5 protein-coding genes and 2 pseudogenes are annotated in these 14,188 nt (G+C 53.5%); 1 reads left to right on the forward strand and 6 read right to left on the reverse strand.

Translation table 11 applies throughout. The features are described 5' to 3' along the window. Positions 1-324: 324 nt before the first annotated feature. The 4 genes and pseudogenes from F3J41_RS23640 to F3J41_RS23650 form a co-directional block, all read right to left on the reverse strand. A pseudogene (locus tag F3J41_RS23640) lies at positions 325-495 on the reverse strand (colicin immunity domain-containing protein); the annotation flags it as partial. 103 nt (positions 496-598) lie between these two features. Further along, complete coding sequence (locus F3J41_RS23645; RefSeq protein ID WP_104187384.1) at positions 599-811, reverse strand: colicin D domain-containing protein; 213 nt, start codon at positions 809-811, stop codon at positions 599-601. Between the two features lie 142 nt (positions 812-953). Further along, positions 954-1,286: a hypothetical protein gene (locus F3J41_RS06795; RefSeq protein ID WP_058775901.1), complete on the reverse strand. Its 333-nt coding sequence runs from the start codon at positions 1,284-1,286 to the stop codon at positions 954-956. Next, positions 1,286-2,385, reverse strand: a pseudogene (locus tag F3J41_RS23650) (DNA/RNA non-specific endonuclease); the annotation flags it as partial. The pseudogene F3J41_RS23650 and the gene F3J41_RS06795, both read right to left, overlap by 1 nt. A 375-nt stretch (positions 2,386-2,760) precedes the next feature. On the opposite strand from F3J41_RS23650, the gene F3J41_RS06810 reads away from it, so the two are divergent. Continuing rightward, positions 2,761-2,964: a SymE family type I addiction module toxin gene (locus F3J41_RS06810; protein ID WP_104187388.1), complete on the forward strand. Its 204-nt coding sequence runs from the start codon at positions 2,761-2,763 to the stop codon at positions 2,962-2,964. Positions 2,965-3,021: 57 nt separating this feature from the next. On the opposite strand, the gene F3J41_RS06815 is transcribed toward F3J41_RS06810, so the two are convergent. Beyond that, positions 3,022-3,438 carry an Imm63 family immunity protein gene (locus tag F3J41_RS06815; protein ID WP_132467039.1) on the reverse strand — a complete coding sequence of 139 codons (417 nt, stop codon included), beginning with the start codon at positions 3,436-3,438 and terminating at the stop codon, positions 3,022-3,024. Between the two features lies 1 nt (position 3,439). Further along, positions 3,440-14,188 carry a hemagglutinin repeat-containing protein gene (locus tag F3J41_RS06820; protein WP_166710377.1) on the reverse strand — a complete coding sequence of 3,583 codons (10,749 nt, stop codon included), beginning with the start codon at positions 14,186-14,188 and terminating at the stop codon, positions 3,440-3,442.

Below are 14,188 nucleotides of genomic sequence, written 5' to 3' on the forward strand. Positions count from 1 at the left end.
CAGGCGCGGAACTGAGGAGCTCGAACCCCCAGCCTGCTGACCACAAGTAATTAACGAAGAGTTGATTATGGCTGGCACGCATCATAAGCCAGAGGCCGACACGCCCACAACTAAATCAAGACGTTATACCGTGGGATTTATCCGCGATCACCTGCAGCACAGGCTTTGACCGTCCAGCCCCCTCCGCGTTCACTGGATGGCTGAGCTGGGATTTGCGACCAGGCAGAAGATCGAGGGGATCACTGAATCGGGACAGATGATTATCCGGCTGGCAGCAGCTGAGTGATAATGTAAAAATCCCGGCTCAATGGCCAGGATTTCCTTTTAGTTATCTGTATAAGCGGCTATTAGCTTATTTATTTCACACCAAAGTTGACCTTCATTAAATTCACATTCTTGACGAACATTATCTGGGTTATACATATCAGCAATACAAAATACGCTGGAGAGTAACTCACTTAAATTATCATCATCCTGTGCAAGTAATTCATTATCACGTTCTGTTTTCTACTTAATCATATAAGTGTCCACAAAGCAGCCAGCGGTTATGTCCTTGGATATAAAACTGTCAATGTAGCTCTTAAGTGATTGACTCATCTTAAATCTCGTTATCCATAACGTTATCATACTTTTTCGTTTGAGGATCAAGCTTCCATCCACTGACAAAATTACCTGTTTTATCAACCACAACTACATTATTTTTTTGCGGGTTAAAAAATACTTTCAATTCTGGAACTAACAAGTATTTGCCATGTTCATAAGTACTTGTGTTATCTAAATGTGGCGTGGTCTCCGTTAACAGGCCGAAGATGAAGCAGTGACTTAAGGCGTTCCCTGGCGCGCTGAACTACACCGGCGATCTGCCGGTGATCAAGCGCGGGAACGGGCATTATGGGTAGATTTGACGGCTAAAAATAGGAAGATCCCGGCTTGAGAGCCGGGATCATTGATTGCTAATCGTCGTAGCGGAAGTCTATATTTAGTTTCATTTTTTCAACATCCAGAGTCACTTTACATCCATGCCACGCAGGGCGGCCATTGGTCAGATTGTTTTCAATATAGTAGTTGCGAAGCTCTACTAGATAATGAAGGATATCTGTATTCGCCCTTCCACCTGCCGTTAACCATTGAGTTTTATCATCATCATCAAGATAATCATATTCATACTCACAATGATCATTTTCCGGTGACAATTCTGCACGCATAATGATCTTCTTAGCTTTGTCGGGAGCGATACTATATAAAACAGTACCGATATCTTTATAAATCTCTTGATCATTTCTCATTATTTCCCTCCCGGTGCATTTATAAAGGTTTTTTCTATTGGGCGACCACCATTGATAGAGTAGATAACGTTAAAGCTTTCAGGGCGACCACCAGTTCCAGAATAAACGGGATCTATTTTAACATTCACCTGCTTACCCTCTTTCAGGGCAGAAGCCCACGTATTTTCCATTTGTTTCCAGGCACCCTTATTCAGATTACCACTCATTGGAACAATATTAAGCTTCTCACCCATACCACCAAAAATGCTGGCTATCAGGTGACCACCTTCATCCCCTGCAACCCCACATTTACCAGCTTTGCACTGTTGGTATGTATTACGGTCTTTTGTCAATAATGACAGATCTGCTTCAACAGACGCAACCCGGCTATTATTATCGGTCACATACGTTTTATTAGCATCAACTTTATACGTTTTATTTGGCAGGGGATTATTCAGTTATTTACTCCAGTTTCCCTTACTACCTGATACAGCAACGATTTCATCGCTGGCCTTATTGATCAGCTTCGAGGCTTCAGCAAGTTCCCCTTTGTCAGCGCTGTCTCAGCCGCTTTAATGGCCTTGCCCGCCACATCCCCTGCGCCCGGCATCAACCCTACCGCTGCGGCAAGATATTCCAGCGCACTCTGCGCTTCCGCAAAGCTCTTGATATCACCCACCACCGGCACAAAATCTGCACCGGCGGTAAGGGTTTCTTTCAGCGATTCACGCCGCTCGTCGTACATCTTCACCGAGCAGGCTTCCGCGCTTAATCCGGCACAGTTCTCCTTCTTATAGCGCTCGTTTTCCGCCTCAACATACTCACCGGCCTTCTGCTCAAGCGTTTTACCTTCAGACTGCGCCTGCGCTATATCACTCAGCGAGTTATTCTCAACCGCATTCTTCCCTGCCTGAGCGCCGGCCAGCGCACTGGCGCTACTGCCGCCGGTCACGCCGCCGGCCAGACCTGCAGCCAGGGTACTCAGTGCACTGATGATCTGCTTATCCGACTCCTGCAGGTCACTGACCTGTTTACCCGGATACATCGAATGCATGATCAACTGACCCATCAGCTCTCCGCTGACCGCACCGGTCGCACCTGCTGCCGCGCTGTTGCCTGCTGCCCGCGATCGTATCACACGAACCATTGAACGGATGCCAGGGCTGGAAAGGCAGATCGATGCGATCCGGCAACTGCAAATGACGAAGCAGTAATTTGTGGCTGAGATGCTGGACGATGGGATTGTTTAAACAGAGTAGATATCAGACGCGGAGCTCAGGAGCGCCAACACCCCAACCCGCTAACCATAACCAACTATACGAGGTAGTTAATCATGGCTGAGCACGATACTAAGCCACAAGTGAGCATTTCCAGGGCGTTACGGCAGCGATTAGTAAAACGGAGTAATTAACAGACGCGGAACTGAGGTGTTGGAGCACCCCAGCCCGCTGACCATGAGCAACTAAGAAGTAGTTGATCATGGCTGACACGCATCATGAGTCATAGACCCGCACGCCCACAACCGCTGCCTGCGGATTACAGGTTCGGCTACCGGCCTAACCGGGGCCAGCCGAACCCGCTGCCGCAGCTCACCATTAAAGGCCGCTGGCTGGAGCAGCTGGGCTTCACGTCCGGGCAGAAGATCGAGGTGATCACCTGGCCGGGGCAACTGCTCATCCGGCTGGCGAATGAAGGGTAATTAACTGATCTGTGGATTAAAATCCCGGCACTAAGGCCGGGATTTATTGAGTTAAGATTATAAGTAGAGGCTATCATCGTAAGGACTGGCAGCAAGAATTTCTTCAAAATGTTTTCGAGATTTTATTCCCCATTCGATGTTGATTTTGTTCATAAGCTCAATAATCTTTGGAAAATAAATACGCCGACTATCTTTACCAGGAATCCGATTATTTAATTCGTACTCGACTGCTACATCATGTATAAAATCATACATAATCCAATAAAGTAACTCATCTGTTGAATCTGTAACCTTTCTAGAGAACTCATATCCTCTCTCGGAACAGATATAATTATACTTTCCATTTTCAAATGAAATATAAGGCGTTCCATCATCAATAGGTGCTGAGCAAAGGTTAACAGAGTGAACCGGAAAACCTAATATCAAAACCAGCGTATCTATTTTTTTTTGAAGATCATTAATACTCAACAGCATTTCAATTAACCTTCTCAAGATATTTGTTGTCTAACAACCATTGTACATTTACTCGTTCCTGCATATTAGGCAGAATCTGAATACCTCCGCCAGGTTCACCAAAAGCAGGGGCTATTTTCCCTTGCATAACAGGCAACGGTTTTATGACAACGTATTCATGGTACTTATCCGCTAAGGAGCCAGGTGCTAAAGCGCGCTGTTCCTGGGGCGTACCTTGTGGTGCCAAGAAAGAACCATTTGTCTTGCCATACCTATCCAAATGAGTGCCTACAGGAAGCGTTGTTTTAACTGGTTCTTCGGCAAAACCTAATTTTGCAGGCCAGTTCCAGTCTCCGCTTTCATTACGGTATTTATCGTACTGTGACCACCCTGAAGCTTCCTCATCAGCAGCATTTCTATTTGGCTCTGCCGTTCTTCCGGCTGAAGGTTGAGATAGTTTTTTTGCTGAACTCTCTTTTGTCGGTTCCTTAATTACACTCTTCAGCCCGTAAGCACCCGCCAGAGCGGCAGCCAGTTCCTGAGTCTGCATTGCTATATCATAACGGCCTGCTGCTGTTTCCCAGCTCACACCGGACGCCTGTGCTATTGCTGTTATGGCTTGGTCGCGGCTGATACTGCCTGCATCCAGTCCCTGCAAAACACTTTCCAGGTTTTTCACATCCTGTGGATATAAATCCCTGTACAACAATGAGTAGGTCGCATTTTCACCATATTTATTAAATGCTTCCTGAGCCGGGCCAATCAGCGCACCACAGGCTGAACCACCTTTATTACCATCCGTACAGACCGCTTTTATCGCTTCATCACGCGCTTTATCTGTCTGATTAATCGTCGCCAGCTCTTTCGCTTCAGCCGGTGTCAGTTCCTGTTTCAGATAGTCGCGCTTCGTCTCCAGCTGTTTCTTTCTGTCGGCTTCCTGCACGCTCAGCCAGTTATTCTCAACCGCATTCTTCCCTGCCTGAGCGCCGGCCAGCGCACTGGCGCTACTGCCACCGGTCACGCCGCCGGCCAGACCTGCAGCCAGGGTACTCAGTGCACTGATGATCTGCTTATCCGACTCCTGCAGGTCGCTGACCTGTTTACCCGGATACATCGAATGCATGATCAACTGACCCATCAGCTCTCCGCTGACCGCACCGGTCGCGCCTGCTGCCGCGCTGTTGCCTGCCGCCCACGATGTTACCGCACCTACCACTGCATGAGCCATCGCTTTTGCGGCCTGATTGTCAGCGGTATATTTGTGTATCTGCTCGGCCAGATACGGTGCCGCTGCGCCGCTGGTTGCCTGCGCCAGATTGCCACCCGCCAAACCCTGAATCGCCGCAGTCGCCGCCTGAATCCCTTTCTGGATATCGCTGCCGGTGCCCCAGAGTGCCATGGCCTTCTTATAATCACTGCTGTTTTCCAGCGCTTCCTGATACGCTTTCTTTTTAGCCGCAGGCGCGTCGGCATCCGGCTGGTTTATGTTGTTTTTTGCCAGTTCCTTCTTACCTGCTTCCGTCGCCTCAATCTGCCCCTGCGTCCGGGCGATATCCGCAACCTGGCTGCCTATTTCACCGATCAGCTGAGCCGTCTGCAGGCGTTTCTGCTCCTTCTCTTTGTCGAAAATCGGGCTGATGCTGTCATTAGCGTGCTCGGTGTCGCGGCTAAGTGCAGCAACATCCTGCTGCTGATTTGCCTGGTCGCGCACCACTATCGTTCCCTGGGCAACGGCTGACTGCGTGGTTCCCTCTGCGTGGCCACTGCTGCCTGCGCCCGCCAGCATACTGGTGGCCATGTTCCCTTTGAACTGGCCGCTGAAGTTGCCTGTCGAACTGAGGCCAATCCCCTGGTGCTGGGTTTTATAATCTGCCTGATTATGCAGGTCCGTGAAGCCCAGCGTACCGGTATCAAGATGGTTTTTATCCGCGTCAGCCTGGCTGGCTATCACCGCACCATTGAGCTGGGTGTGACTGCCAACGGTAATATCAAACCCGCCCTGACCGGCATAAATGCCGCTTTGCTCCAGCACACTGTCGTAATTGCTGTGCATTTTATCCTGGCTGGCGTTGATATAACCGGAACCGGTCATTGAGCCAAAAGTGAAACTGCCGCCGGCACCAAAACTGATCTGCTTCGAATCATAGTTATCGCTATCCTGCAGACTGGTAATAGACAGGTTGCGACCAATGTCAGCAGTCACGCTGTTACCGTTAACCAGCGCGCCAGTCAAAGTGGTGTCACGACCGCTACGGATGTCGACAGCACCGCCGCTGTCGAGGGTGGTTTCGCTCCAGGCGATGCCATTCCCCTTTTCATGGCCTTTCGCCCCGTTAACGCTGGCGAAAATACTCAGTCCTGCGCTGCCACTGCCCACGCCGAAACTTAGCCCGATACCGCCACCGCTGCTGCTGTTTTTACCGCTGGTTTGTTGCGTGCTTGCTACGCCCGTCAGGTTGATGTCGTTCGCTGCATGCAGTGACGTATCACCACCAGCCTTGAGCTGGCTACCAGCAATCAGCAAATCACCGCTGTTGGCATTAGTGCCTTTACCGGTGGCATCAATACTGAGGTTTTTCCCGGCATTCAGCGTAGAACCGCTGACGGCGTCGGACTCCTGATGCTGCTGAGATTTTGATTTTTGAGTGGTCAGCGAAATACTGATGCCAACACCATTGTTAGGATCGCCATTGGCCTGCGCAAGCTGGCTTGCCTGGTTCGCCTGAACACCGGAAAGCACCGCTTTGGTTGCCTGTAATGCGGCCAGACGGCCATCGCTCTCTTTTTTGGCGGACTGTGCGGCAGAGACAGCACTGTTCACCGCCTCGGCTACTGCGCCTGAAAGCGCCAGCGTCAGTCCACTGGTGCGCTGCTCAAAACGTTCGTCGCGCGTACGTACATCGTGGCCGGGCGTGATTGCTACGCTGTCACCTTTCAGGGCCATGTTGCCGCCGGCAATCAAATCCGCCCCCTGCACCTGCAACTGCTGGCCTGCGGTGATTGAAACGTTCCCGCCGGTGCTGCCAACGGTACTGACACTCTGGCTTTGCGTCGTGCCTTTTTCCTTAAGATCGTGGAGTGATTTACTGCTGCCGATGCTGATACCCAGCCCACCGGTTCCCATCAGGCCGCTTTTTTTCGTCTCGGAGAAGCGCCAGCTCGACTCCGTGTTGGTAGCAGCAGAGATCCCGACATTGTTACCGGCGCTGAGCGCCACGTTATCATCACCCGCGACCTGCGATCCTTTTACCAGCAGATCGTGACCCGCGCTCACGGAGATATTGTTGCCACTGAGCAACGTGCCTTTTTCGTGCGTAGCGCTGTCTTCCTGAATGGTGTGGGTGGTCTTCTTGCTGAACAGACCTTTTTTGGTTTTCGTCTCTTCGCGATAGTTATAATCGCTTTCGGTGGCCGTAGTGAGGTTAATATCATGCCCGGCGCGCGCGGCGATATCCTGTTTTGCCGTAATCTCACTGGCTGCGCTGTTGATGTCATTCCCTGCGGCCAGCACGATATTACCGCCACTGCTGATTTCGCTGCCGGTTTGACGAACCTGCTCGTTGATCGTCACTTTTTTGCCGCCCCGGCTCTCGCTGTATACGCGACTCTGCTGGGCATTCAGGTTCAGATCGCGCCCTGCGCTCAGGGAAGCGTTTAAATCGGCCATCAGCTGCGCTGCCTGCGAGTTAATATCGCGACCGGCGCTCAACGCTAAATTTCCGCTGCTCTGGATGGTACTGCGCGTAGCGTTAATGCTGTCGTTTTTGCTATTGCCCTGCGTCTGATGGCTACTGTTATCCAGCGTATTCAGATTGATATCATTTGCGGCGGCCAGCGTCGTATCGCCTTTTGACACCAGCGTGGTGCCGCTCAGATTCAGGTCGTGACCGGCACGCGCGGTGAGATCGCCACCCGCGCTTACGCTACCGTCCTGGCTGGAGGTCACCACCGCGCTGCTATTTTTATTAAGGCGATCGGTATGCAGCGCATTGGCGGCGATATTGATATCGCCCCGCGCACCCAGCTGTAAATCACCGCCAGCAGCGAGCGTCGCACCCGTGTTATTGATGTTGCCACCCGCGCTGAGGCTGGCATTTTTGCTGGCTGAGATACTGGCCACATCCCCTAACTGGGTATCACTGAAGCTTAACTCGGGCGCATTTTTGATGCCTTTAAGCACCAGGCTGCTCCACTGCTGAGCCTGCGTAACGTTATTGATGTTTCCCGCCGCCGATGCGAGCGAAACGGTTTCGGCCGAAATCGATGCACCGATATTATTAATATCGCCAATCGCATTCAGTTGCAGATCGCCGCCCGAAGCCAGTAAACCAGCGTGCAGGTTATTCAGTGAGCTATTGCTGTTGGCTGACAGCAGCGTCTCGGCTTTAATAGTACTACCGTCGTTATTGATCTGCCCGGCATCCAGTTTCACCGCCTGACCAGCAATCACGCTACCTGCCGCGATCTCACTGTCGCCTGGCGCCAGATAGAGTTTCGGAGCCAGCACGGTTTGACCATTAACCGTGGTTTTTTCCCACCACACAATACTCGTGGTCAGGGCCGCCACCTGTTCCGGCGAAAGGCTAACCCCCAGTTGCAGGCCCAGGCCCGCCTGTTGCCGGGCCGCGCTGTCCATCAGGTATTGCATCTGCTGCAGATCGGAGCCGGTACCAGCCACATAGCGATGCCCGGTCTGGCTCAATATGGCGTTACTTACGTAGCGGGTATCGAACGCGGCATCACCGAGGAATTTATAATCCTTATCGGGTGTAAGCTGCAGACGATTCAGCAGATAGGCAGAACCGAGGAATTTATCTTTGTCGGTATAGATTGCCGCCGTTTCGACTCGAGGGCTGCTGCTCAGCGCCGGTTGCGTTACCGCCTGAGCCGATTGTTGAACTGCCCCGGAAGTCGGGTTCCTGAGAAACGCATTGAGGCCATCAAACAGGCTGCCGTCGGTTTTACCGACCTCTGCCAGCTGTGGGTTAGTGGTAATCAGGTAGGGACTGGCAGGATCTTTACTGGCGACAAACAGGCCGTTGTTACCGGCAGGCAGTGGATAATCAGTTAACGCCGCGCCCTGATTACCTATTTGCTGTAGCGCGCCTGTCAGCGCATCCTTCCACTGCGGAGACCCGACGGCGAGAGTTTGCACGGCGGCAAGCTGCTGGTTCTGCACGCCACCTACGGATTGCAGTGGCGCAGTTCCTGCGATACCCGGTTTGCTAATAGCATGCACCATGCTGCCAGCGTTAGCCACGGTATCCGTATTGCTCAGGTTATTCGTAAAACGCGCGCTGACGTTGCCGCCAGCCTGAATCACGGCACGCAGACCTTCGCCCGTCTGGATGGTTTCATAAACGGGTGCGCCCTGCAGGGTATAAACCACCTCGGAGCCCAGGCCGTCACGGTATTTAACGCCATGAGATTGACCGTTCCGAAGATCGCTAATCACTTTAGGCGATGTATTATCAGAGCCTGTGACGCCTGTATATTTGTAGAGCAAATATTGTTTTTCAATGCTGTTCTGCCAGGACTGATTGTTGAGGTTTGTTCCCAATAAATTAATGTCCTGACCTGCCAGTAAATTACTGGCGTTATTATCTAAAGAGTCAGCTGAGACGATAAGGTTTCGGTTTGCAGCAATACGCCCGGCGCCGCCATTAGAGTAAGCACTGGTGACTGTAGATCCCACAAGAAATTGGCGCGATGCAGCATCGATTTTTGGTGCCAGACTGGTGAACGGAACTGATATTGTCCCTCCGTTTCCATTACCGCGGCTGCCACCTATCTCCTCGTATTCCGTACCTTTATAGATGCCAATTTCATCATCATTCAGCTGACCGAGTTTCATCTTGATGGTAGCTTGTCCAAGACCCGCAGGCGCATCGGTCGCTGCCTGGTAGGAAATCGAATGACTAATCCCCTCACGCTGATTCAGCAGATGCCCGGTACGGATGGTGATATCTCCGAGCGAGGTTTCAATGTTGCCTGAGGTATTGATCACTTCATCGCTGGCGTTACCCGCCGCATCACGCTGCAGCCACAGGTTATTATTCGCCAGGATATCGCCACGATTATTTTGAATGCTGCTGGCCAGCAGTTGCATATTATTCCCGGCATACAGCAGCGCACGGTTTTCTATCCGGCTGCCTGCTGTCATCAGCAAATTCCCTGCTGTCCCGACGAAGCCATAATTCACTAACTGGCCGCGACTGGTGAGACGCATATCCCCGCCAGCCTGGACGCTTCCGCTATCATTAAGCGTCATGTTGCTGGCATCGACGTTCAACGCGCCGCTGCCGCTGCGTAGCTGACCATTATTGATGAAATTATTGCTGCTGAGTTGCAGACTGTTGCCCTGCAGCGTCCCCAGAACGGTGAGATCGCCTTGTGTACTGAGATTCAGCGCTTTACCCGCTGCCAGCGTGCCGCTCTGCGTGAACCCCGATCCCAGTTGCAGGGTCATATTGCCCAGCGCCAGCAGACTGCCGGCCGCATTCAGCACCGGCGTATTGAGGGTCAGATCGCCTGCGCTATAGAGTTTGCCGGTTGCCTGGTTATCAGCATTCTGTAAGGTCAGGGCCAGCGCACGGCTGGCGAATACGCTACCGCTGTTGTGCAACACACCGCCGCGCACCTGTAAATTATCGCCCTGCAGCTGTCCCTGATTGGTCATCTGGCTGGCATTCACCAGGCTATCACCCAGACCGGTAAAAGTCCCGCTGTTCACCAGGTTGTTACCACTGTAAGCCAGCCCCTGCGCCTGCACCAGGCCGCTATTCAGTACCGTCGGTGCCGACAGCGTCAATGGACCACCGGTAAGCAATCTGCCCGTGTTATTCAGGCTGTCGCTTAGCGTTATCGTCGTAATGCCATCGCCCTGAATCTGTCCCTGGTTCAGTAAAGATTGCGCGTTGAGTTGCAGAGCACCCTGGCTGCGCAGAACCCCGCCCTGATTCGCAATCGCCTGTTCAACGTCGCCACTCAGGTTCTGCTGGGCATACAGCTGACCACGGTTAGTCAGGTTGCCGCTGTTTATCACCAGATTTTTGGCTTCGATATCACCGGCACTATCAATCGAGCCCGCTTTCAGGGTGCTGGTTCCCGCGCTCAGCAAAGCAGCGCCTTTTAGCTGCTGCAACTGTCCGCTGAGGTTGGCTGTCAGCTCGTCTGTTGCTGTAGCACTTCCCTGATTAAGCAGCGAATTACCCTGCAGCTGCAGATTTTTTGCCGACCATTTGCCTTCATTGTTCAGGCTCGCCGCCTGAATGGCCGCCAGACCACTGGAAACGATATTACCCTGCGCCAGCGTGTGCAGGTTGCCGGTCGACGTAAGGCTGGTGCGCACTGCGGACTGGATGCTGCCATTGACATCAATCTGGCTGGCACGGGCATCAATGCTGTTCGCCTGCCAGCTGCCCTGCTGGTTAATACGTTGCGCATTCACGTTCAACGCGCCCTGAGTCAGTAACCGGCCCGACTGGGCATCGGTCAGATCCTGCTGTAATTGCAACACCAGGGATTTCAAGCCGATCAGATTGCCGCTGTTGCTTACACTGTCCGCCTGAATCGCCAGCGTATCGCCCTGCATCTGACCCTGATTACGCAACTGCGAGCCTGTCAGCGAAAGTTGTTCACCACTCAACAGCTTGCCACTGTTATTAAGCTCGCGACTTTGCAGCGTAGCGGCGCTGTCCGACAACAGGCTACCTGCGTTGTCCAGCGTCTGCTGCAACGCAACATCAAGCCCTTTGCTGCCGAGGGCGATACCGCTGTTATTCAGCGTATTGCCGCGCAGTTGCAGCGAGCTGCCCTGCAAACGTCCGGCATTTTGTGTGCTTCCAGCGTCCACTTTCAGCGCACCGCCTGACAGAATTTGCCCGGATTGCAGGTTATTGAGCGCATCACTGCGCAGCGTGACCGATTGATTGCCCTGCATCAGCCCACTGTTAGTCAGTTGTTCGGTATCAAGTTCGAGGGTTTGTCCACTGAGGTTACCTGCGTTGCTCAGCGCGGAAGTGTTCAGCGTCAACCCATCTGAGGCCAGCAGTGAGCCCTCAGGCGCGTTATCGAGCGTGTTTTTCACGCTGATATCCAGCGTTCGTGCAGAGGTTTTCCCCTGGTTGCGCCATGCATCGCTGCGGATCGCCATCGCGCCCAGCGCGTTAAGAGTGCCCTGCTGCTGTAATGAGTCAGCGGTCAGATCCAGGCGATTATTGGCGCTCAGCGTGCCCGCATTATTGATAATGTCTGCGGCAATGGTCAGATCCTGCGCGCCGGTCTGCGCCCGGTTGTTGAGCGTACCCGCCTGCAAAGTCAGCTGGCCGGGTGTAAACCACTGGCCAGCCAGATCGGCCTGGTCGGCAACGTTGAGCGCGATGGCGCTTTTGCCCTGTGTGCGCGCGTTATCACCACTGCTTAACTGTTGCGAATTCAGTGTCAGGGCCTGGTCGGCGGAAAGCGTGCCGTTCAGATCAATATTTTGCCCATTGAGCTGAATATTTTGCTCACTGGTCTGTAACGAACCTGCGCGGGTCGTCAGTTTTTCTGACTGGAAATCGAGGTTGTGCTTCGCGCTCAGCGTTCCACCGAGGTCAGCCTGGCTGGAGTGCACCCGCAGAGCGCCGTCTGTCAAGGTGTTACTGCCATCGCCAGCGGTAAACTGATCCGCATTCAGCGTTAAGTCGCCCTGCGCGCCCAGCAGACCGTTGTTATCCAGCTTGCCGACATCCAGCAACTGCCCGGCGCCAGATTGTGCCGTACCGTTATTTGTTAATACGCGGCCAGAAAGCGTTTGCTGGCCGAGCGATTGCAGCAGACCCGCGTTGGTCAGATGATCAAAACTAAAGTGCGTATTACCATTCGCCGCCAGCGTACCGCTATTGACGAAGTCAGTTGCACTGAAAGCCAGCTCGCGCCCGGCAATCAGCGTGCCAGCCCACTGGCTTTGATCATTAACCTGTAATGCAATGTCATTACCGGCGGATAGCTTGCCCTCATTGAGAGCGTTGAGGCGGTCTGCACGTAAAGTGACATTGCCACCCGCACGGCTTTGTCCATCCAGCTGCTGCTGTGCGCTGGTCAGGCTAAGGTCCTGCTGAGCCGTGAGCATTCCGGTTTTGCTCAGGTGCAAGGCACCACCGCTCAGCTGAACATTATCTCCGTCCAGCTGACCACCGATCGTAGCCTGCTGGCTGGAAGTCAGTGAGACGTCGCCGTCACTGTGCAGCCTGCCTGTGCTGCCAAGCGTGAGGGTATCGCCGTTTAACATCAGGCTACCGCCGCTGGCAATCTCGCCTTGCAGTATTTGCTGACGGGCGCTGAGATTAATGTTGCGCTGGCTGCTAAGCCGGGCGTCTGCTGCGGTTTGCAATGAGGTGCTGCTTAGCGTCAGGCCGTTTTTACCGCTTACAGAACCGTTCAGGGTGAAATCGCCACCCGCTAAATTCAGCTCTTCACCGGCGAGTAAAGTCCCCGTTGCGCCATTCAGCGCCTGCTGCGTGGCACTGATATGCAGCGCACGCGAAGACCCGATCAATCCCTGATTGTCCAGCGATGCAGTGCTGAGCGTTTGCCCGCCTGCCGACTGTAAGCGTCCCTGGTTGCGTAAGGTATTTGCCGTAATAGTCTGGTTTTTCTGCGCCTGAATCAGGCCGTTATTCTTCAGCGTCTGCGCCGTCACACTGATGTCACCGTTAGCTGCAACGGTACTGTTTTGATCTGCCGTGACGTCGCTTGCTGCCAGGCGCAGATTACCGCCACTGGTCAGTTTATTGTTACGCAGCTGCACATTGCCCTGGCTGTTCAGCGCTACGTCACCGGTCGCCTGTTGCGTCCCCTGCAGCTGCATATCGCGGGCATTCGCGAGCAGCTTGCCGCTGGCGCTGGCATTCCCCAGTGTCAGGGTGCCATTCGCGTTTAACGTGATATCACCCTGGTTGGCCAGCAGGTTACCGATGTTGACCCCGACGCCTTTGTCGCTCGACACCAGATGAATCCGGTTAGCGTACATGCCGCCAAGCGCACCGGTATCGACCGCCACCGACGGCACTGGCCCTTCTCCGGCGATTGGCGTAACCGAACCGTCCTGCGCAACGCGGTTGGCACCCGCCGTGATAGCGAGATCGCTGGCATGAATATCCGCATTAATTTTGGTGGCGCGCGCAATGAGCGATACCGCATCAGCGCGGCTGCCATCCAGCCCTTTGCCCTCAACCGTCACATCGCCTTTGGTGACTTCCAGCGCGGCAAGATTGCCGCTGGCATCCAGCTGCGGTTTTCCGGTGGTGAGCGTGACGTTGGGCGTATTAATAAAGCCACAGCCGTTACAGGTTATGCCGTAAGGGTTGGCCACGATCACATTCGCGGCTTTACCCGCGACTTCGGTATAGCCCTGCAACTGCGAACGATTAGCTCCCACCACTTCATTGATGATCGCCCGGGCTTCGTGCCCGGCTTGCAGGTTAGGGTTATTCTGGATCAGTCCGCCCAGTTGCGTCTGGGTAAGTTGCCCGCTGGCATTATTGAGAATCAGCCCCTGCTGACCGACGTTGTACTGCTGGTACTGGTTATGGGAAATACCTGCCTGATTCGGCGTGGCGATATTGACCACCGGCACGCCGTTACCCGCGGCATCCATGCGCGTGCCCGGCGTAACCGGGGTAATTTCCGCGGCCACAACCGGCAGCAGTGGCTGTACCGCCACCAGATAACAAATGAAGTAGCTCAGCGCGCGACGAAACGGGGAAACCGGTTGACGATCATCCAT

The sequence above is a fragment of the Pantoea sp. Ap-870 genome (assembly GCF_011752515.1).
Taxonomy (GTDB): Bacteria; Pseudomonadota; Gammaproteobacteria; order Enterobacterales; family Enterobacteriaceae; genus Pantoea; species Pantoea dispersa.